This is a genomic window from Chitinophaga sancti, from assembly GCF_034087045.1.
Lineage (GTDB): Bacteria > Bacteroidota > Bacteroidia > Chitinophagales > Chitinophagaceae > Chitinophaga > Chitinophaga sancti_B.
Map to the genome: position 1 here is coordinate 7,263,210 of NZ_CP139247.1, position 20,631 is coordinate 7,283,840.

19 protein-coding genes are annotated in these 20,631 nt (G+C 43.6%); 13 read left to right on the forward strand and 6 right to left on the reverse strand.

The annotated features are described in order from the left end of the window. Positions 1-16 precede the first annotated feature (16 nt). Both rpsO and SIO70_RS29015 read right to left on the reverse strand, forming a co-directional pair. Entirely contained in the window at positions 17-289 is a 273-nt protein-coding gene (gene rpsO / locus SIO70_RS29010) for a 30S ribosomal protein S15 (protein WP_072361215.1), read from the reverse strand. A 165-nt stretch (positions 290-454) separates the two neighbouring features. Then, positions 455-1,150: a cell division ATP-binding protein FtsE gene (locus tag SIO70_RS29015; RefSeq protein WP_320576807.1), complete on the reverse strand. Its 696-nt coding sequence runs from the start codon at positions 1,148-1,150 to the stop codon at positions 455-457. Between the two features lie 95 nt (positions 1,151-1,245). On the opposite strand from SIO70_RS29015, the gene SIO70_RS29020 reads away from it, so the two are divergent. Genes SIO70_RS29020 through SIO70_RS29030 form a run of 3 tightly spaced genes read left to right on the forward strand, consistent with a single transcriptional unit; the run spans position 1,246 to position 3,294 of the window. After that, on the forward strand, positions 1,246-1,620 hold the full coding sequence (locus tag SIO70_RS29020; RefSeq protein WP_083721504.1) for a BlaI/MecI/CopY family transcriptional regulator: 375 nt from the start codon (positions 1,246-1,248) through the stop codon (positions 1,618-1,620). After that, entirely contained in the window at positions 1,617-2,792 is a 1,176-nt protein-coding gene (locus SIO70_RS29025) for a M56 family metallopeptidase (RefSeq protein ID WP_320576810.1), read from the forward strand. The genes SIO70_RS29020 and SIO70_RS29025 overlap by 4 nt, the downstream gene beginning before the upstream one ends. Positions 2,793-2,844: 52 nt before the next feature. Continuing rightward, positions 2,845-3,294 (forward strand): energy transducer TonB, encoded by a 450-nt coding sequence (locus SIO70_RS29030; RefSeq protein WP_320576812.1) that lies wholly within the window; start codon positions 2,845-2,847, stop codon positions 3,292-3,294. A gap of 105 nt (positions 3,295-3,399) precedes the next feature. Here SIO70_RS29030 and SIO70_RS29035 read toward each other — a convergent pair whose 3' ends face one another. Continuing rightward, positions 3,400-4,578: an AIR synthase related protein gene (locus tag SIO70_RS29035; RefSeq protein WP_320576814.1), complete on the reverse strand. Its 1,179-nt coding sequence runs from the start codon at positions 4,576-4,578 to the stop codon at positions 3,400-3,402. 202 nt (positions 4,579-4,780) lie between these two features. Between SIO70_RS29035 and SIO70_RS29040 the strand changes: the two genes are divergently transcribed. Further along, on the forward strand, positions 4,781-5,707 hold the full coding sequence (locus SIO70_RS29040; protein ID WP_320576815.1) for a bifunctional riboflavin kinase/FAD synthetase: 927 nt from the start codon (positions 4,781-4,783) through the stop codon (positions 5,705-5,707). Positions 5,708-5,794: 87 nt separating this feature from the next. Here SIO70_RS29040 and holA read toward each other — a convergent pair whose 3' ends face one another. Then, positions 5,795-6,790: a DNA polymerase III subunit delta gene (gene holA, locus SIO70_RS29045; RefSeq protein ID WP_320576817.1), complete on the reverse strand. Its 996-nt coding sequence runs from the start codon at positions 6,788-6,790 to the stop codon at positions 5,795-5,797. Positions 6,791-6,798: 8 nt separating this feature from the next. Beyond that, positions 6,799-7,527, reverse strand: coding sequence for a ribonuclease H-like domain-containing protein (locus tag SIO70_RS29050; RefSeq protein WP_320576819.1), 729 nt, complete (start codon positions 7,525-7,527; stop codon positions 6,799-6,801). Positions 7,528-7,636: 109 nt separating this feature from the next. Between SIO70_RS29050 and SIO70_RS29055 the strand changes: the two genes are divergently transcribed. Continuing rightward, complete coding sequence (locus SIO70_RS29055; RefSeq protein WP_320576821.1) at positions 7,637-8,599, forward strand: hypothetical protein; 963 nt, start codon at positions 7,637-7,639, stop codon at positions 8,597-8,599. Positions 8,600-8,937: 338 nt separating this feature from the next. Next, positions 8,938-9,336, forward strand: coding sequence for a response regulator (locus SIO70_RS29060; protein ID WP_320576823.1), 399 nt, complete (start codon positions 8,938-8,940; stop codon positions 9,334-9,336). An 84-nt stretch (positions 9,337-9,420) separates the two neighbouring features. Here SIO70_RS29060 and SIO70_RS29065 read toward each other — a convergent pair whose 3' ends face one another. Continuing rightward, positions 9,421-11,067 (reverse strand): ABC-F family ATP-binding cassette domain-containing protein, encoded by a 1,647-nt coding sequence (locus SIO70_RS29065; RefSeq protein WP_320576825.1) that lies wholly within the window; start codon positions 11,065-11,067, stop codon positions 9,421-9,423. Positions 11,068-11,280: 213 nt separating this feature from the next. Here SIO70_RS29065 and SIO70_RS29070 point away from each other — a divergent pair, with 213 nt between their 5' ends. From SIO70_RS29070 to SIO70_RS29100, 7 genes are all read left to right on the forward strand, one after another. Continuing rightward, positions 11,281-11,934 carry a carbonic anhydrase gene (locus SIO70_RS29070; RefSeq protein ID WP_320576827.1) on the forward strand — a complete coding sequence of 218 codons (654 nt, stop codon included), beginning with the start codon at positions 11,281-11,283 and terminating at the stop codon, positions 11,932-11,934. Between the two features lie 4 nt (positions 11,935-11,938). Beyond that, positions 11,939-12,757 (forward strand): glutamate racemase, encoded by an 819-nt coding sequence (gene murI, locus SIO70_RS29075; protein ID WP_320576829.1) that lies wholly within the window; start codon positions 11,939-11,941, stop codon positions 12,755-12,757. A 267-nt stretch (positions 12,758-13,024) separates the two neighbouring features. Further along, on the forward strand, positions 13,025-13,615 hold the full coding sequence (locus tag SIO70_RS29080; RefSeq protein ID WP_183288464.1) for an RNA polymerase sigma-70 factor: 591 nt from the start codon (positions 13,025-13,027) through the stop codon (positions 13,613-13,615). 77 nt (positions 13,616-13,692) lie between these two features. Then, positions 13,693-14,865 (forward strand): FecR family protein, encoded by a 1,173-nt coding sequence (locus SIO70_RS29085; RefSeq protein ID WP_320576833.1) that lies wholly within the window; start codon positions 13,693-13,695, stop codon positions 14,863-14,865. Positions 14,866-14,892: 27 nt separating this feature from the next. Then, the gene (locus SIO70_RS29090) at positions 14,893-18,096 is read left to right on the forward strand and encodes a SusC/RagA family TonB-linked outer membrane protein (RefSeq protein ID WP_320576834.1); all 3,204 of its coding nucleotides are present in this window, start codon (positions 14,893-14,895) and stop codon (positions 18,094-18,096) included. Positions 18,097-18,109: 13 nt separating this feature from the next. Continuing rightward, on the forward strand, positions 18,110-19,501 hold the full coding sequence (locus SIO70_RS29095; RefSeq protein ID WP_320576836.1) for a RagB/SusD family nutrient uptake outer membrane protein: 1,392 nt from the start codon (positions 18,110-18,112) through the stop codon (positions 19,499-19,501). A 10-nt stretch (positions 19,502-19,511) separates the two neighbouring features. Next, positions 19,512-20,627, forward strand: coding sequence for a TlpA disulfide reductase family protein (locus tag SIO70_RS29100; protein ID WP_320576838.1), 1,116 nt, complete (start codon positions 19,512-19,514; stop codon positions 20,625-20,627). Positions 20,628-20,631 lie beyond the last annotated feature (4 nt).

Consider the following 20,631-nt stretch of genomic DNA (forward strand, 5'->3'; position numbering starts at 1 on the left):
TAAAAAAGTTTCAGTTTTATTTTCTGAGACCTAACTTCTCAATCAGTGCGCGGTACCCTGTGAGGTTTGTTTTAGACAGGTAAGAGAGCAAACGCTTTCTCTGACCAACCATTTTCATTAAACCGCGGTGTGTAGAAAAGTCCTTTTTGTTTTCTTTCAGGTGACTGGAAATGCTGTTGATACGCTCAGTCAGCAGTGCAACTTGTGCTTCTACGGAGCCTGTATTTTTCTCGCTTCCACCAAATTCTTTAAAAATATTGGCTTTCTTTTCAACAGTTAAGTAAGACATCTTGTAATAAATAATAAAATGATAAAGGTTATTAGTCGCTATTTTTCCGGGGCAAAGGTAGAATAAAATTATTAATTAACCATCATAAGTAAAAATATTCCCTCCGGTGTAGAGGCTGTCGCCCCCCGGCTAGGAATTTTACACCCGGATTGTAAGCTGTTTCTTTTATACAAAGTTGACGGTGGCATGGTCAGACACACGCCCGTTCTCCGTTCTCAACACTCTTGACGGAAATTTCTGTAATAATATATAGTCATGCGTAGCCATCACTACTGCTGCCCCCTCTTCCCGGCTGATACGGAATAATAACTGCATAATGCCGTCGGATGTTTCAGGATCCAGGTTGCCGGTAGGCTCATCTGCCAGGATCAGCTTAGGCGAGTTCAGCATAGCACGGGCTATATCCACACGCTGCTGCTCGCCCCCACTCAGTTCGTAGGGCATTTTGAAGCCTTTGGTGGTCAGGCCCACCTTTTCCAGCACGTCGTCGATCTTTTCTTCCATCTTATTTTTGTCTTCCCAGCCAATGGCACGCAGCACAAATTTCAGGTTGTCATGCACATTTCTGTCCGTCAGCAGCTGGAAGTCCTGGAATACCACTCCCAGGTTACGACGCAGGTAAGGTACCTTTTTCCAGTCCATCTTTTTCAGATCAAACCCTACTACCTGCCCGGTGCCCTCTTTCAGGGCCAGGTCCCCGTACAGGGTTTTCAGCAGACTGGACTTGCCTGTTCCCGTCTTTCCTATCAGGTATACAAATTCACCCTTGTTCACCGTAATATTTACATCTGACAAGATCAGGGAATTACCCTGATATATATTGACGTTTGATAACTGTATAATCGGTTGTTCTGCGCTCATGTACTTTTGAAAATGGGTTTAGTATAACAAAAATAGCTAAATCCATGCTAGATTGTTAGAACTAATTTATTAGTTTACATTATAAATTAAGCGACATGTCGGGGATAAAAACATTGACCAAAGCAGAAGAACAGATTATGCAGGCCTTGTGGCAGATAGGACCTGCCTTTGTAAAAGACATTATTGAAACCCTTCCGGAGCCCAAACCACATTATAATACGATCAGTACCCTGGTGAAGATCCTGATTGATAAAGGGTTTGTGGATTTTAAGGCGTACGGGAAGTCTCATCAGTATTTTCCTTTGATCACCAAAGAAGCATATAGTCAGAATACGCTGCAGCAGATGGCGAAGGGTTACTTTGCGGGTTCTTTTAAAAATATGGTGTCTTTTTTTGTGAAAAAAAACGATCTCAGCATCTTAGAATTAGAATCTCTGCTGGAACAAATCAAAAAAGCTGAAAAAAAATGATGCTTCCGTATATCATTAAGGTATTGATCTGCTCAGGGGTGTTGTATGGATATTATGCAATCGCATTGAAGAATAGTACCCTGCATACATGGAATAGAATCTTTTTGCTGGTGGCGCCAATGGTTGCATTAGTGTTGCCGCTGATACAGTTTCCCTTTGTACAGCAGGGTATGATGATGAAGATGCTGGAGGTAAGGGCGTATGCTTCGGGGCCTGTTTCAACATCAGGCGATTCTTTTAATGTAGAGACATTATTATATACCTTATATATATTGGTAGGTAGTTTTTTGGGGGGCCGCATAGTTCTGAACTGGCGGAAACTACGGCGACTGGCTTTGCAGGGAGAAGTAAAAGAGGATTCGGGGTACAGGATGATCCGGCATGCGGCTGTGGAGTCTCCTTTTTCTTTCTTTAACCAGATCTTTTTGAATGATCGTTTGGAGGAACCTGTATTGCGACATGAACTGGCGCATGTACAGGGATATCATACCATAGATAAATTATGGATGGAGGTGGTTTGTGCGGTATGCTGGTGCAACCCTTTCTTTTATTTAATGAAGAGAGAGCTGGCGATGGTGCATGAGTTCATTGCAGATAAGGCAGCTGCTTCGGATATGCAGGCCGACTATGCAAAGCTGTTGTTGCAAACAGCCTTGCAGACATCTTCCCTCCCAGGGGTGAATACGTTTGGACAATCGCCGGTGAAGAGAAGGATCACGATGTTGCTTGCAGATAAGACGAATTACATATTTATAAAGAAGACTTTTATTATCCCTATAGCTATTGTTTTATTGCTGATTATGGGTAGTCAGCGACCCACCATGGCAGTAACCAGCCCTGCTGCCATGGACGAGGTATTTACTTTTGTGGAGCATCCACCGGTGTATAAGGGTGGTGAGGGGGAGCTGGCGAAATACCTGTCGCAGCATATTCATTATCCTAAGGAGGCGCAGAAAGCTGGTGTAAAGGGAACGGTGTTTGTGCAGTTTGTAGTGGGAGCGGATGGAGCGATACATGATGTAAAGACGGTGGGGAAGCAGCATGGATATGGGTTGGAGGAAGAGAGTATCAGGGTGGTGAAGGCGATGCCGAAATGGGAGGCAGGGGCACAGGGGGGGAAGAAGGTGAGTGTCGTGTTTAATTTGCCGATCAGGTATGAGGTGGAAATATGATTCGTACTTCCTAAGCGTAAAAAATAATTATTTTCTTTAGTTTGCCGCCACTATGCGACACATCATACCTCTATTATTTCTGTATCTGAGCACAATTTCTATCAACACCTTTGCCCAATCCCCCGTCACAGATTCGACCGGAACGGTCTATTATAAAGTAGACGTGCCTCCGGAATTTCCGGGTGGCGATAATAGGTTAGTGAAGTACTTAAAAAAGAACTTTCAATACCCACAGGAAGCACTGGAATCTGGTATAGAAGGCACTGTCACTGTTCTGTTTACGATCAATGGCGAAGGAGGAATTGAAAATGTAAGTACGATAAGTCCTAAGTTGGGTGGACATTTGGAGATGGAGGCTATCAGGCTGGTCAGGTCTATGCCTAAGTGGAAACCTGCAATGAAAAATGGGAAGGGTGTTCCGGCGCAATGTAATATTCCAATTGAATTCAGCCTGAAGGAATACTATTCTAATAAGAAGAAGAAAGTATACCCGATGTTTTAGATAAAAGTATATTCAATTTTCTATAAAAAAGGGGCTGATCACAATCAGCCCCTTTTTTATATTACTTGAGAAAACACGCTTGTATTTAGTGAACGCTCTTTCATTTTAGTGATAAATAAACTCACCCTTTTCGCTCCTCACTGTCACCTGCTTTTTCTCTGCCGCCTCTACCCTTCCTACTATCTTCGCTTCTATATTAAAGCCCTCACTAATCTTAATAATATCCGCTGCTATTGCCTCAGGTACATACAATTCCATTCTATGTCCCATATTAAACACCTGGTACATCTCCTTCCATCCTGTACCTGATTGCTCCTGTATCAGACTAAATAACGGTGGAATCGGGAACAGGTTATCCTTCATCACATGCACGTTGTCAACAAAGTGCAACACTTTCGTTTGCGCACCACCACTACAGTGTACCAAACCATGTATCTGTGCACGATATCCTTCCAGCACTTTCTTAATCACCGGTGCATAGGTACGGGTTGGAGACAATACCAGTTTACCCGCATCAATACTACCAAAACCCGGTACCTCTACCTTATCTGTCAGGGCTTTTTTACCACTGAATATCAGGTCATAGGGAATGCCCGGATCATAGCTCTCCGGATATTTCTCCGCTATCGTTTTATTAAATACATCATGACGGGCAGAAGTCAGACCATTGCTACCCATACCGCCATTGTAAGCCGTTTCGTAAGAAGCCTGACCATAAGAAGCCAATCCCACAATCACATCACCCGCCTGAATGGTATGATTGGAAATCACGTCTTCTCTCTTCATTCTGCAGGTCACGGTAGAATCCACGATGATGGTCCGTACCAGATCTCCTACATCCGCAGTTTCACCACCTGTAGAGAAAATGGAGATACCATACCCTCTCAGTTCTTCCAGGATTTCTTCCGTACCATTGATAATGGCTGCAATCACCTCACCAGGTATCAGTCCTTTATTACGTCCAATGGTAGAAGACAGGAGGATATTTTCAGTTGCACCTACGCACAGCAGGTCATCAATATTCATGATGATAGCATCCTGTGCAATACCTCTCCATACAGAAAGGTCACCTGTTTCTTTCCAGTAAGTATAAGCCAGAGAAGATTTGGTACCAGCACCATCGGCATGCATGATATTGCAGTAATCTGCCTGTCCACCGAGAATATCGGGTACAATTTTGCAGAACGCTTTTGGAAACAGGCCTTTGTCAATGTTCTTTATCGCATTGTGCACGTCTTCTTTTCCAGCTGAAACACCGCGCTGGGCGTAGATATTCTGATCCACCAGTTAATTTTAATGTGATTAATCAAAGTGCAAAAGTAACGGATTCCCCCTTCCCGCGCAAACCCTTCACTTTCAAAAAGGCCGCAGGAGCAGGAGGAATAATCAAAACAGGCGGGAGGAATAATCAAAATGCACCGCCCCCTTTCAATCATTTATATCGAAATGTTGTAATTTGCATAGATATTTATATCGAAGGCGTATTATGCTCATACACAGGGACCTTACCCAATTGCCAGCTTTTAAGCGGGCAGTTATTACCATCGGAACATTTGACGGCGTTCATACCGGACACCGCCACATCATCCGGCAATTACAACAGGCTGCCACTGCCTGCGATGGTGAGACAGTGATCGTCACCTTCGATCCTCATCCAAGGGAGGTGCTGCAACCGGGGAGTAATCTTGTCCGGCTCCTGACCACATTAGATGAAAAGATTGCTTTACTGTCGGCACAGGGGATTGATCACCTGGTGATTGTTCCTTTTACCCGCGAGTTTTCTGAGCTCTCGGCACAGGCTTACCTTGAGGATTTTCTGATAGAAAGATTCAAACCACATACGATTATCATTGGTTACGACCACCGGTTCGGGCATAACCGCGAAGGTGGGCTGGAATTGCTGGAAGCGGAACAGACCCAGTATGGATTTAGTTTGATTGAGATTCCGCAGCAGATTGTGCATGATCTGACAGTAAGTTCTACCAAAATCAGGAAGAGTTTGCAGGAAGGGAATGTGCATCTGGCAAATGAATTGCTTGGTTATCAGTATTTTCTGGAAGGAACGGTGGTGCATGGAGATAAGATGGGCAGGAAATTAGGGTATCCGACGGCGAATATCCTATTACCAGATCAGCGGAAGCTGATACCTGCTCAGGGCATTTATGCGATCCGGGTACATGTGAAGGATCAATCTCTTAATGGGGTGATGAGTATTGGAACAAGACCAACTTTTAATGGGAGTGATTTGCGCCTGGAGTCACATATATTTGATTTTAAGGGGGATTTGTATGATCAGGTGATTAAGGTAGAGATGGTGAATTATATCAGGGCGAATCAGAAGTTTGATAATGTGGAAGCGCTGATAGCGCAAATGGATAAAGATAGTGCCGAGGCGAAAGCATTGTTAAGATAAAAATTACAGAATCAAAACGCTTTTACCTTCGGTAAAAGCGTTTTGATTCTGGGCCTGGCCTGCGGCCGGCTTAATGCTGAATGCAGCTTAATTCATTATTTTATACGCCAGTTCTTTCATCAATTCTCCATCCTCTACCCCACTGTCGTTGATACCGATGCTCCTTAGATTATAATGGTGTAAAAGCAATATCGCCTTCTCCGTTCCCTCTACCCCATATTGCCTTGCCGCCGCCATATAATCCTTTACAAAAAACGGATGTACGCCCAGCGCCGCTGCAATCTCCTTCTCCCCTCCTTTCACACCAAAGAGCTGGCTCATCTTACTAAAGAAATTATACAATGCCGGCAATACCATTTGTATAGGCCCTGCCTTCGGATTGGCGGCAAAGTATTGGATAATACGCATCACCTTACCCATATCCTTCTGGCCGATTGCATTCTGCAATTCAAATACATTGTATTCCTTACTGATGCCTACATACTTCTCAATATCATTCTCATCAATCTTCTTTTCAGGCGCCAGGTTCACCAGCAGTTTTTCAATCTCATTCGCCATGCGCGACAGGTCATTACCAATATGATCTACCAGCAGAATACCTGCTTTCTGAGAGATGGCTCTGCCCAATCCATTCACATATGCATCTACCCAACCCGGCAACTGGTTATCATACATCTTCTTGGTACTGAGTAGTACCCCTCTGTCTTTTATCAGTTTTGCCATCTTACTGCGCCCATCGATCTTACCCTGTTTATGTGCCACCACAAAAATGGTGGAATCCAGTGGTTTATCGATATACGCCTCCAGTTTCAGGATATCCTTCATGGCCTGCGCCTCTTTCAGCACCACTACCTGCCTTTCGGCAAACATAGGGTACCGTCTGCAGGCATTGACCACTGCACTCCAGGAGGTCTCCTTACCATATAAAACAGTAAGGTTGAATCCCTTCTCTGATTCATCCAGCAGGTGATGCTCCGCATAGTTGGTCACCTGATCGATAAAGAAGTCTTCATCTCCTTCCAGCCAGTATAACGACTTGAATTTCTTTTGTTTCCAGTCTTTTATTATATCCTGATAATCCATTCCCTAAATTATTTAATATATACGACATCCCCATCTTCCATCAGGGGCACTCCCTTGAACCGCATCAGGAGCTGACCTACCGCTACCACGTCTTTCTGACAATAGGTAACGATCCTTTCCAGTCCATTGGCTTCTTCATAATATACTTTTGCCACCATACTTCCATCGATATCATCTTTGGGCGTCGGTATACCAAGTATTGCTGTTAATAACTTCAGGGAAGTATAGTTTTTAAAGTCGCCAAACCGCCATAACTGCATCGTATCCAACATAGGTACTTCCCAGGGTTTGAGGTTATGCAGTTGTAAAGCAGGTGGCAAAGATAACTGATGGATCACAGACCGCCTGCAAATAAAAGGAATATCAAATTCTTTGATGTTGTGACCTGCAAACTGGAATTTGGGATTTTTTATATAGAACTTATTTACCAATTCTAAAAAACTACTTAATAAAACCTTTTCATCGTCATGATAAATTGATTTGATACGTAATTGATAACGACCATTTTCTACGGTAAAAAATCCAACAGAAATACACACGATTTTTCCAAATTCGGCATAGATCCCCGCCCGGTCAGCGTATAGGTCTTCCCCCCCGGCTGAATCTGGCGCAGTTTTTGCGATTTTGTCAAGCCAAAGCGATTGCATGTTTTCCGGAAGACAGTCAAAAGCCTTAACAGCAGGTGTTGTCTCGATGTCGAGCAGCAGTAATTGATCTAATGCGATATTCGGTAACACGGTTGAAAAACAGTTTATAAATTTTTATAATTAAAGTATATTTAACGCTTACATTTGTATAATCAGTTTTAACCATATAACAATTAAACTTAAATAAATAATAACGACTATGACTGAGAACACATTTAACAAACCTGCTTCGGGCTCTCCCGGATCTGAAAAACCAAGAAGCCGTAATGGACTGATATATGGTATTTTAATTGCAGCACTGGCCGGTACCTGGATTTACATGCTGTATGACAAAAATAAATCCAGCGAAATTCAAACGCAACAAACTGCGCAGATTGATTCCATTTCTTCTTCACGGGATGCACTCCAGCAGGAATATAATGCAGCCAACGCTCGTCTCGATGACCTGATCTCCCAGAACACCCGTATGGATAGTCTGGTGAAAACAAAAGATAAGGAAATTGCAGACATGAAATCGAGAATCAATAGCATTTTGACCAACAAAAATGCTACCCAGGCTCAGCTGGCTGAAGCTCGTCGTCTGATCGAACAACTGAAAGGAAATATCAGTTCTTATCAGGAAACGATCGAAAAACTGGAAGGTGAGAAACTGGTACTTACCGATGAACGTAATACTGCACGTAAAGAAAGAGACTCTGTAGGTTCTATCAAAGATAGCCTGAACAAGAAAGTAAATCTTGGTTCCGTATTACACGCTTCAAACATTCATTTACAGCCAATTATGCTGAAAAAGAATGGTAAAGAAGTAGAAACATCCAAGGCAAAACGCGCTGATATGATGCGTGTGACCTTTGACCTGGATGAGAACAGAATTGCTCCAACCGGTAACAAAGAACTGTATGTTGCTATCTCCGCTCCTGATGGTACACCACTGGCTGTTGAAGCCCTTGGCTCAGGCAGATTTACACTGGACGATGGTACAGAAAAACTGTATACTGCAAAGAAAACTGTAGCCTATACCCTGGGTCAGAAACAGACCGTGGTAATGGACTGGAAACAAAACTCCGATTTCAAACCTGGTGATTACAGTGTTGAAATCTACCATGATGGTTACAAAATCGGTCAGGGTAAAGTAACGCTGAAGAAAGGCGGACTGTTCTAGTAGTTTTCTTCTATATATTATTAAATGGGTCCCGGTGTCTTATGATGCCGGGACTTTTTATTTAAGAAAAAGATAGCACTCCTTTCCAAGTTAACACAACAATCATTTTGTTAATGATTAGTTATTTGGAAAAAGACATATATAAAATTCTAATTAATTCCCCCATCTTTGCACTAATCTTTTATGGTATAGATGGAAACCCATGCCCAAAAGGTTGCAATTTCATGTGAAAACCGGGGAATGCATAACCTTGCATCACCATGTGTCCCCCTCCTATCTTATAGTGTATGTTATTGGGATTGAGTTCAACAAACAGTGTTAAAATACAGGAACCGATTATGCAGGAAAACACGAAGCAGGTGTACGTCGTAGACGATGATGAGATCTTTCATTTCATCCTGAAAAAGATGTTGGAACAACAAGCCGACAATCTGGAAATCACCAGCTTCCTCTGCGCAGAAGATGCGCTGGCTCAGTTACAAGACCAGCCAAAATACATGCTGCCTTCCTTAATCATCCTGGACATGAACATGCAACGTATGAATGGATGGGACTTCATTGAAGCCTTTAAAACGATTATACCGACCCTCAATCAACATATTCCCATCATCATGTGCTCTTCATCTATGGACATGCGGGATATGCAAAAAGTACAACGCACACCTGAGCTAATGGCCTACATTACCAAGCCCTTAGACCCGATGAAGATGAAAGTGATCACCGATGTACTTGCCTGAGGACCTGAACCAGATTATGGAATGGACAATACGATAAAAAAACGCCGGCGTTCTGCCGGCGTTTCTCTTTATAATCTGTTGTGATTAAGCTAATTGTACTTTACCACCATACATTTCTTCTCTCATCGCCTTCACTCTTTCGTCAGCCAGGTATTCATCAAAGCTCATCAGCCTGTCAATCACACCCTTCGGCGTAATTTCGATGATACGGTTTGCTACGGACTGCATGAACGTATGGTCATGGGTTGTAAACAACACGATACCTTTAAAGTTGATCATGCTTTCGTTGAATGACTGGATACTTTCCAGGTCCAGGTGGTTGGTAGGCTCATCCAGTATGACTACGTTTGGATCCTGCAGCATCATGCGGCTGGTCATACAACGTACTTTTTCACCACCACTCAGTACACTGGTCTTCTTCATGATCTCATCACCACTGAATAGCATCTTACCCAGGAAACCACGCAGGAACGGCTCATCCACATCTGTTACATGCGGAGGCACGAACTGACGCAGCCAGTCCATCAGATTAATATTGTTATCAGTAAAGAACTGGGCGTTGTCATTTGGCAGGTAGGCAGTGGTTACAGTTGTACCCCACTCAAATTTACCACCATCAGCCTTATCTTCACCATTGATGATTTCGAAGAATGTACTCAGCGCTACGTGATCCTTGGAAAGGAAAGCGATCTTATCGCCCTTGTTCACAGTAAAGGTAACATCGCCGAACAGTTTGTTGCCTTCAATAGATTTTTCGAGTTTCTCTACATTCAGGATCTGGTTACCTACCTCACGCTGTTGCTTGAAGATGATACCCGGGTACTTACGGTTAGAAGGCTGAATGTCTTCGATAACCAGTTTTTCCAGGGCTTTCTTACGGGAGGTCGCCTGTTTACTTTTGGAAGCGTTCGCACTGAATCGGGCAATGAAGTCCATCAGGTCTTTACGCTTATCTTCCATTTTCTTGTTCTTATCGGCAATCTGGCGGGCCATCAACTGGGAAGACTCGTACCAGAAGGTATAGTTACCGGAGAAGATCTGAATCTTGGCGCGGTCTACGTCCGCCACGTGGGTACATACCGCATCCAGGAAGTGACGGTCATGGGATACCACGATCACGATGTTTTCATAATCAGCCAGGAAGTTCTCCAACCAACCGATGGTTTCCACATCAAGGTGGTTGGTAGGCTCATCCAGCAGCAGGATGTCAGGATTACCAAACAGTGCCTGTGCCAGCAGTACACGTACTTTTAAGCTACCACTCAGGTCCTTCATCAGTACAGCATGCAGATCTGCATTTACACCCAGATCGCCCAGCAGGGTACCTGCATCACTCTCCGCAGTATAACCACCCATTTCACCGTATTCCGCTTCCAGCTCACCTGCACGCATACCATCCTCTTCGGTAAAGTCTTCCTTGGCATAGATCGTATCTCTCTCATGAGCGATCTCCCAGAGTTTCTTGTTACCCATTAAGACGGTATTCAACACAGTCACCTCGTCAAACTCAAAGTGGTTCTGTTTCAGTACGGACATGCGTTCACCAGGGGTGATTTCCACTGTTCCTTTGGTGGGATCGATCTCGCCTGAAAGTATTTTCAGGAAAGTAGACTTACCGGCGCCATTTGCACCGATTACACCATAACAGTTGCCTTTGGTAAAGTTGAGGTTAACTTCATCAAACAACACTCTTTTTCCAAAAGAAAGCGATACGTTTTTAACACTGATCATGCTGGCTAAAGAAATTTAAGGCGCAAAGTTACGAAAAAATATACGGTTTCAATATTTTATCGCATTAATCAAAATTTAAGCCTGCAGCAGGTCAACACCCAAAAACAAAGGACTTTTAACAAGAGCCAAAGCCATTTACATGGGTAATTTTTCTTCTCATGCTAATACATTAATTTTAACCCCTGCATTGATCCACCTTAATTCACTTTCGCCATGACTAAATACGACGAGATCTTCGAGAACAACAGACGTTGGATAGCCTCTAAAACTGCTACCGACAAGGAATTTTTTGAAAAAATGGCAAACGAGCAGAAACCAGACTACCTCTACATAGGCTGTAGCGATAGCCGGGTCCCCACCAATGAGATCATGGGGCTGGATGCCGGTGAAGTCTTCGTTCACAGAAATGTAGCCAATCTGGTCAATAACGTTGACCTGAACGTAATGGCAGTCATCAATTACGCCGTTCGCCACCTGCAGGTAAAACACATCATCGTATGTGGCCACTACAACTGCGGAGGTGTAAAAGCAGCGATGCAATCTGCCGACCTCGGTCTGCTCAATCCATGGCTCCGCAATATCCGCGACGTATACCGCCTGCACAAAGAGGAGCTGAACGACATCGAAGACGAACATGCACGCTACAATCGCCTGGTAGAACTAAATGTACAGGAGCAATGTGTGAATGTTATCAAAACTGCCGCCGTACAGCAATCCTACCTACAGAATAAGTTCCCTACCGTACATGGCTGGGTGTATGACCTGAAAAACGGGGAACTGATAGATCTGAAGATCGATTTCGAAAAAGTCCTGCATGAAATTCAGGAAATCTATGATCTGACTGGTACAGGATTGATGAAAAAATAAAGAAATGACAACTGGCCCAATTGGCGTATTCGACTCCGGCTATGGAGGACTCACGGTGCTCAAAGAGATCATCGCTTCACTGCCACAATACGATTATATCTACCTGGGCGACAACGCCCGTGCCCCCTATGGCAACAGGGGATTTGAAACCATTCATACCTACACACTGGAATGTGTACAGCAGCTTTTTGACATGGGCTGTCCTTTGGTAGTGCTGGCTTGTAATACGGCCTCTGCCAAAGCACTCCGCACCATTCAGCAAAAAGACCTGCCGAACATTGCACCGGACCGCAGGGTGTTAGGGGTGATCAGGCCGACTACCGAAATGGTAGGTACACTCACCCAGACTGGCGAAGTAGGGATATTGGCGACAAAAGGCACGGTGAGCTCGGAATCGTATCCTATCGAGATCAAAAAGTTCTTTCCACATGTGAAAGTACATCAGTTGGCTTGTCCGATGTGGGTGCCTTTGATTGAAAATGGAGAGGCTGATAGTGAAGGGGCTGATTATTTTGTAAAGAAATACCTGGATGAAATCCTGACGAGTGCCCCCAATATCGATACGCTGGTATTAGCCTGCACACATTATCCGATCCTTACCAAAAAGATCAGACAGTTTTTACCAGGTGGTATTACTTTATTGTCTCAGGGAAAGATCGTATCTCATAGCCTGAAGGATTATCTGCAAAGGCATCCTGAAATGGAGACAAGATTAAGTAAAAATGGTAACCGCAGATTCTTTACTACAGATGATCCGGTTATCTTTGAAAAGCTGACAAATATCTTTTTCGGGGAAACGGTAAAAACCGAGTTCCTGGGATGATAGCAGCGCCTGCATATACATAAAATGCAGGCGCTATCTTTTCGAAAATTGAATTAGGCCAACTTTTTTTTGATGGCATTAGTTATATTACATTTTTTCAACGTCATTCTTAAAAAAAGAGCTGGTTCACGGGGTAATATTTCCAGCGCTCATAATGATACACCAAAATTATCTTTTCCCGCTGTTCGCACCTCATCGGGGCATTTCAGGTTGTAGATCGGTTTAAACAGATTTCAGAAAATTCTTGTTTCGCAAAAAAAATTGCCATTGGATGCTGCAATAGACAAAGACTTATTATTGTTGATAGCACAGGGAAATGAAGAAGCCTTCAGGCGGCTATTTAATGCTTATTTGCCAAAACTAACAGGTTATCTGAATCCTATTATCAAATTCCCGGCCGTTGCGGAAGAAGTGGCCATGGACGTATTGACCAAAATCTGGTTAGCACGCGACATGCTGCCCCAGGTACAGAATATCGACGCCTTTTTCTTCAGGATAGCCCGGAATAAAGCGATCGACTATCTACGCTCCGTAGCCAATAAACCTGAAATACAGGATGAAACCTGGATACACTCACAGGAACTCACCGAGTCTGAAATGGCAGATTATCAACTGTGCCAGCGTGAATTCAATACCGCTTTAATGAATGCCATCAACATGCTGTCTCCTCAGCGCAAAAAAATATTTCTACTGAGCAGAGAAGCCGGCATGACCCATGAACAAATCAGTAAACTGACCGGCCTATCCAAAGCCACTATTAACAATCACCTGACTGACGCACAAAAATTCCTCCGCAACCATCTGTTACTACAGGTGGATATTATCACCCTCCTGATCTTTTTACATAAAATCCATTAATTTTTAAATTCCATTAGTTACTGCCCTTCTTTTCACCGTCATTATAGGTAGACCGTTTAGTTTTTAATGAGGATAAAATGGAAAAATCAACCAAAAATCTATTGGATGCCTTTATTCACGGTAACCTGTCAAAAGAAGAATGGGATCAGCTATTGCAGGATATCCGGGATAACCGCGAAACATTTTCTGCCCTGGATGAATGGTGGCCGCATGCTGGTGCCGATGTGCCAGATAGCCGGAAGGAAATGTTATTTAATCAATTGATGCATACCTTGCAGGAGCCTGTGACCTCCCGTCGCAAAAGACCTTTGCGCAACCGGCGTATCCGTCAGGCTATGCTATTAGGGCTGCCACTTGTATTACTCGTTGTACTCATATTCAGCTATCATCGTAAGCAATCAGATCTACCCCATATTGCCTTGCAGGCAAATGACATGCTGCCCGGTAAGGCGAATGTAGTCCTCACCCTCTCTGATGGCAGGGAAGTAAAGCTTTCGGAAAACCAGCATCTCCAACTGACTGATGGCAATAACTCAATTATTGCTTCGCCGGATGGTACGCTCCGTTATGCTCCCAACTCTACAGGCTACGCTCCCAATACCCCGGCCTTGCATACGCTGCAAACAAAGGCTGGTAACAAATACCGTATCATACTCGCAGATGGCACAATCGTGTGGCTGAATAATGCTTCTTCCCTCCGTTATCCTGTACAGTTCACCAGCAAAACACGTGAGGTGTTGTTAACAGGAGAAGCTTATTTTGAGATTGCTACAGATGCCAGGCATCCGTTTATAGTGAAAACAGGGCATCAAAATGTCGAAGTACTGGGCACGCATTTTAATATCAATGCCTACCATAGCGAGGATAGTATCGTTACTACCTTACTCGAAGGCAAAATCAGGGTGTACGATTCGCGTAAACCTACGGAGGCACTGGTAGTACATCCCAGCCAACAGACAGTATTCCAGGATCAGCGTATCAGCGTTACAGCCGTGCCAGCAGATACCTCACTGGCTGTAGGATGGAAAAATGGCCTTTTCAGCTTTGATAACACGCCAGTGAAAGATGCTCTGGAAGAAATAGCCCGTTGGTACAAGGCTGATATCCGTTTCGAAGGATCTATTCCTGATAAACGCATCAGTGGACAAATACATCGCAACATCAGATTATCGCAGTTACGTGAATTACTTCGTTACGACGGAATTGATTTTTATATAGAAGATCAGACCATCGTTGTACCTGCACAATAACATCAACCAACCATTATCTAAGCTTTCATGAAATTTCTATTCTTCTCCTGTGCCTGCATGGCAGGCCTGCTATTCAGTACATGCCTCCAGGCACAGAACGTGACGCTACATTTACATCAGACTACGCTGCCTAAAGTAATTAATGAGGTTTCCAGGCAAACCGGTTATACGTTTGTCTATGATCCACACGAAATGGATAAGAAAATTTTCGACATAGATATTAACGATACACCCTTGTACGGCGTTCTCCAGTATTGTCAAAAGTTTATTCCTATTCAATACAAAATCATAGACAAAAATGTGGTGATAAAACTTACGACTCCTCCACCGGGGCAAAAGTTTACCTTCTCCGCACTTATTACCGACGAGGATGATCAACCCATACCAGAAGTATTTGTTTATATACCCCGACTGCAGAAGTTTTTAATGGCTGACAAACAGGGGAATATTACGATACCTGATATGGAAGCCGGTGACTCCATACAATTGAACTATATGGGATACGATCAGTTGATCGCCGTTATCAGTCAGCCTGAAATGAAGTTTAAAATGTCTACTGCCGATAATGCACTGGACGAAGTAGTCGTTCTTGCTTACGGCCAAACAGTTAACAAACGGCTGAATACGGGTGCCAGCGTTAAAATTACCGCAAAAGACATTGAAAAAACGGCTACCATGGACCCACTACAGGCACTTGCTGGCCGGGTACCCGGATTAGTAGTGACTCCCAGTAGCGGGCTGGCAGGTGCTTATTCCAGTATCAACATCCGTGGTGTGAATTCGATGGGACTTACCAATAATGGGACTTACAGCGTGACTGCTCCATTATTTATTGTTGACGGCATTCCGTTTAATAACAATACCCTTTCCAACATTTCCACTGCCACCTATAGTGAAAGCCCTTTTAAATCTATTGATCCCTCTTCAATCGAAAGCATACAGGTTTTAAAGGATGCAGATGCCACTGCTATATATGGCGCAAGAGGAGCCAATGGCGTCATTCTGATTACCACTAAAAAAAATACCGGAAGCGGTCTGCAATTTTCGCTGGATGCTTCCACTACCGTGCAGAGAATACCCAAACATGTACCCATGCTTGACATTACACAATACAGGGCGATGCGCAGACAAGGCTTTGCCAATGATGGCGTGGATATAGACAGTACAAATGCTCCCGACCTGGTACTGTGGGATTCTACCATCAATCATGACTGGCAAAAAGAATATTTTAACAAAGCAGCCCTTATGCATAATGTTCAGTTTTCTGTAAGTGCTGGCGGTAACTACAACAGTTTCCGGCTGGCTGCAGGGTATGGCTCACAATCTACCATCTATAATAGCCGTTCAGGGCTTCGCAAAGGGAATTTTTCTTTCTCCGGAAGTCATACCTCAAAAGATGGAAAACTGCAGTCCAATGTGGTTCTTGGCTACTCAACGGACCACAACGATGTAATTCCCATGTCACTAACCAGCTTCATCTCATTACCTCCCAATTTCAGTCTATACAATGCTGATGGTAGCCTTAACTGGTCGTTGGCTAATACTGTCGCAAACCCCATCGCCGCTCAACTAAGTACCTTTTACAATCAAACCCGGTCATTCACCAGCAGCGTCAATGCCAGCTACCTGCTTGGTAAAGGTTGGGAAGCTAAGATAACTGCCGGCTATAATCACATGCAGCTAAATGAATTTGGGAAAAACCCACTGGCAGCACAACCTCCCGGCAACGGTGCACTGGCGAATGCACAAAAAGGGAATAACGTAACCTACACGCTCAATATTGAACCTCAGTTAACATATAACTTCACCAGCGGCAAAAACCATGTGGATGTTTTACTGGGAGGAACTTACATGAGAACCCTTCACGAATCGAAGTCACAATATGCAACCGGGTTCACAAAGGATGATGAGCTGACCGATTTTTCAAAAGCCCAGGCAGTCAACTATTACTACGCAGAAGGCACCTATAAATTCCTGAGCGGTTTTACACGCGTCTCCTATAACTATGACGAGAAATATGTCCTGAACCTCACCGGGCGCAGAGATGGTTCATCCCGCTTTGGACCAGGTAGAAAGTATGGCAACTTCGGTTCCGTCGGCGCTGCCTGGAACTTCTCATCAGAACATTTCTTTCAATGGATGAAACCAGCGATCAGTTTTGCAAAACTGAGAGCCAGCTACGGTATAACCGGTAGTGATGCAATTGGCGATTATCAATATTTTGTCAATTACGTCCTTTCACAAACACCCTACGAAAATGTTCAGGGTTATCATGCTAATAATCTCTTCAATGATAAATACCAGTGGGAGACCACCCGTAAAATTGATATAGGATTAGAGCTGGGTGCCTGGAAAGATAGAATCATGCTGACAGTAGATTACTTCCGCAATAGGTCAGGTAATCAACTGGTAGCATATACACTCCCTTCATTTGTCGGCAACGACAATGTGGCTGCCAATTTAAATGCCCTTATTGAAAATTCAGGTGTTGAAATGACCTTCCAGATAGATCCAGTAAAGAAGAAAAATTTTAGCTGGACCAGTAGTTTCAATATATCTTTTGCACGGAATAAACTCGTTGCTTTCCCAGGGCTTGAAAACTCACCTTATCGTTCACAGTTTTTTCTCAATAAATCTATCTCACCCATCCTCGGTTACAAGAATGCCGTCGTAAATCCTGCAGATGGGACGGTAACTGTAGACGATGTCAATAAAGATGGCGTTATTTCACCTGATTATGATTATACCTATCTGGGGTCCTCCCTACCCCATTATACAGGAGGAATAGATAACAGGTTTACTTACAAAAACTTTACACTGGACGTTTTTCTAAGCTTTAAAAACCAGGATTATTCACAGTTTTATGAATTCAAACCCGGCTCCATCTACAACCAGCCTGCGATCGTATACGGCAATGTATGGGAGCAACCGGGAGATGTAAAAAAATTCCCGAAAGCATCTGCAGCGGGGAACAATGACGGTAGCTTCTACTATTATAACAACTCCCTTGCGGCCTACTACGCTCGCAGTTTCCTGCGCGTATCAAGCGTTTCGGCCAACTACCAGCTGCCCGAAAAATGGTTCAAAAAAATACACATTACCCGGTTAAATATTTATGCATTAGTGAACAACCTCTGGACATTTACATCCAACCCCGGCTTCGACCCGGAAACAGGTATGAAAATGCCGAATTTAAGAGCATTCACTTTAGGTATCAGGTCTGCATTTTAAACCAGTAGTCATTATGAAAAATAATCGCATTCATCATATTCTTTTGTCTTTTCTTCCATTGTTAGTCGTGTCATGGATTATCACCTCATGCAACAAAGCACTGGAGGTAACACCCAAATATATTCTCAATGAAGAGAAAGCATTTTCAAACGACTCGCTGGCAGCATTACAGCTGGCAGGAATTTACGGTGAGTTTGCAAATAGCGGCACCCTCTCTTATGGTATACACCTGGATCTATCTTACATCAGTGATGATATGGAACCTTTGAGCTACCAGGCAGTTTCCGGTTCCGCTGGTTACGTGCTTTACAACTATCAGCTTCGTCCCATAGACGCACCGACCAACGATTACTGGACTAACTTCTACAGGTATATTTATTACGCGAACAGTATTATAGCGGGTGTAGATGCCTCTACCGGAATGTCTGCCAGCTATAAAAAACAATGTAAAGGAGAAGCACTGGCATGGCGCGCTTTCTTCTATTATTACCTCGCGGCTTTCTATGGTCCATTGCCTTACGTTACTGATGGGAATTATGCCGTCACCAGTCATTATACAAGAACAGGCACCGATAGCATCCTTACTTATTGTATGACAGACCTGAAACTGGCAGATTCTCTGGTATCTGAAGATTACCCAACAACAGGACGCTTCCATTTTAACCGCGCCGCCGTAAATGCCCTTATGGCAAGGGTAGCACTCGCAAAAGGAGATTATCAGGAAGCGATCAATGCCGCCAGCATAGTCCTCAACGACAACAGGTATGCCCTGGCTTCACTGAATGATATGTTCAATGCATCCAGTAGCGAAACGATTATGCAGTTATGGAACCAATATAATTTTTCATCCGTTGGACAGGCAAGCAATGACCCAGGCACAACCTATGGCGTTACACATGATAGTAACGGCAGTCTGTATAGCGCCTTTGATGAAAACGATGCCCGCAGGGACCGTTTTATTAAGCAGGAAGATGATGGAACAGGCACGCTTATTTTTGTCAACAATAAGTACCTGAATAACGGTTATGACGATGGCGGCCCAGCAGAATATCTGGTGATGTTTAAACTGGATGAAGTGCTGCTCAACAGGGCAGAAGCCTATGCACGTCTGCAACAAAATGAACAAGCCCTGGACGATGCGAACCTGCTTTGTCAGAGAGCCGGCATTGACAACCTGCCCTCCTCTCTCAATGGGCAGGATCTTACCGATGCTATCATTGAAGAAAGACGTAAAGAACTCTGCTTTGAATGGGCAGACAGATGGATCAGCCTGAAACGGAATAATAGTATCAATACTGTACTGGGAAGTTTTAAACCTGGTATATGGAACGAGAAATATACACTGTTTCCTATTCCCCTTAGCGACATAAAAAATTCATCATTAATGCAAAACACAGGCTACTAAAATGAATCGTATGACCAAAACGATCTATCTGTTTTTTCCCCTGCTCGCCTGCATCACAGCATTGCAGGCACAGCAAACATCCCATCCATTTTCTATCTCAGGAAAGGTGAGCGGAATTAAACAGGATACATTGCTATTTAAACGTTACAGCCCGGGAAACCTTGTTATCGATACAATCCCTGTAGACAAAGGCACCTTTGTGTACCATGGTCAGGTAGATGAACCGGAATTCACTAGCTTGACCTTTATGGGAGATAACAATGAATTTTACTTTTTCTCGGAAAAAGGCAACTATACGCTCGATATTAACAGCACCAACATCAGTCAATCTGTCGTCAACGGCTCCATCACTAACCAGGCATATTACACATATCAACAGGACAACAAACCACTCCTGGATCAGATTTTATCATATACATTCAACTACCTGGAACTTGAAGACAAAGTAACCCCAGGGTTGTCCACACAGGATACACTCGCTATCCTGAACAGTAAAATAGATTCCTTAAATGAGATCCTCTTCAGGAAAGATGAAGTCTATATCCAACATAATAACCAGCAATTCTTCAGTTTATATGTGCTGTCGCAGGATATAAAAAATGGGATGGATGCAGAAACAGCGGCTAAGCTCTTTAACAACCTGCATACACCATTACAGCGATCAGCAAGCGGAATGAATGTAAAGGCTGTTATCGACAAATCCATGCAATACGCTGTTGGACGGAGTATTTCACCACTGCTGCTGTCGGATGCGAATAAACAATCCAGGAATATCATCACTACCGTAAAGCAAAATAAATACACCCTGATAGATCTGTGGGCCAGCTGGTGTGTACCTTGCAGACAGGAGTTTCCATTCTTAAAAGAAGCATATGCCCGTTATCATCCCCAGGGATTCAACATCTATGCTATATCCATGGATATGTTCAGAAACACCTGGGTAAAAGCGCTAAAGGAGCTGCAGCTGCCATGGGTAAATGTAATCAGTAATAATAAATTGCCTGTTTTTTACCAGGTAAATGCCATCCCTTTTAATGTGTTGGTCAACAACAAAGGCGTGATTGTAGCAAGAGAACTACGGGGTGCAAAACTGGATAAGAAATTACAGCAATTATTTCAGCAATAATCAT

Bases quoted from the DNA above. Each gene is read 5' to 3' on its own strand.
- SIO70_RS29060 (WP_320576823.1), top strand. From the start codon at position 8,938: ATGCAGGAAAACACGAAGCAGGTGTACGTCGTAGACGATGATGAGATC.
- SIO70_RS29055 (WP_320576821.1), top strand. From the start codon at position 7,637: ATGACTGAGAACACATTTAACAAACCTGCTTCGGGCTCTCCCGGATCT.
- murI (WP_320576829.1), top strand. From the start codon at position 11,939: ATGACAACTGGCCCAATTGGCGTATTCGACTCCGGCTATGGAGGACTC.
- SIO70_RS29065 (WP_320576825.1), bottom strand. From the start codon at position 11,067: ATGATCAGTGTTAAAAACGTATCGCTTTCTTTTGGAAAAAGAGTGTTG.
- SIO70_RS29085 (WP_320576833.1), top strand. From the start codon at position 13,693: ATGGAAAAATCAACCAAAAATCTATTGGATGCCTTTATTCACGGTAAC.
- SIO70_RS29020 (WP_083721504.1), top strand. From the start codon at position 1,246: ATGTCGGGGATAAAAACATTGACCAAAGCAGAAGAACAGATTATGCAG.
- SIO70_RS29095 (WP_320576836.1), top strand. From the start codon at position 18,110: ATGAAAAATAATCGCATTCATCATATTCTTTTGTCTTTTCTTCCATTG.
- SIO70_RS29040 (WP_320576815.1), top strand. From the start codon at position 4,781: ATGCTCATACACAGGGACCTTACCCAATTGCCAGCTTTTAAGCGGGCA.
- SIO70_RS29025 (WP_320576810.1), top strand. From the start codon at position 1,617: ATGATGCTTCCGTATATCATTAAGGTATTGATCTGCTCAGGGGTGTTG.
- holA (WP_320576817.1), bottom strand. From the start codon at position 6,790: ATGGATTATCAGGATATAATAAAAGACTGGAAACAAAAGAAATTCAAG.
- rpsO (WP_072361215.1), bottom strand. From the start codon at position 289: ATGTCTTACTTAACTGTTGAAAAGAAAGCCAATATTTTTAAAGAATTT.
- SIO70_RS29070 (WP_320576827.1), top strand. From the start codon at position 11,281: ATGACTAAATACGACGAGATCTTCGAGAACAACAGACGTTGGATAGCC.
- SIO70_RS29015 (WP_320576807.1), bottom strand. From the start codon at position 1,150: ATGAGCGCAGAACAACCGATTATACAGTTATCAAACGTCAATATATAT.
- SIO70_RS29090 (WP_320576834.1), top strand. From the start codon at position 14,893: ATGAAATTTCTATTCTTCTCCTGTGCCTGCATGGCAGGCCTGCTATTC.
- SIO70_RS29030 (WP_320576812.1), top strand. From the start codon at position 2,845: ATGCGACACATCATACCTCTATTATTTCTGTATCTGAGCACAATTTCT.
- SIO70_RS29100 (WP_320576838.1), top strand. From the start codon at position 19,512: ATGACCAAAACGATCTATCTGTTTTTTCCCCTGCTCGCCTGCATCACA.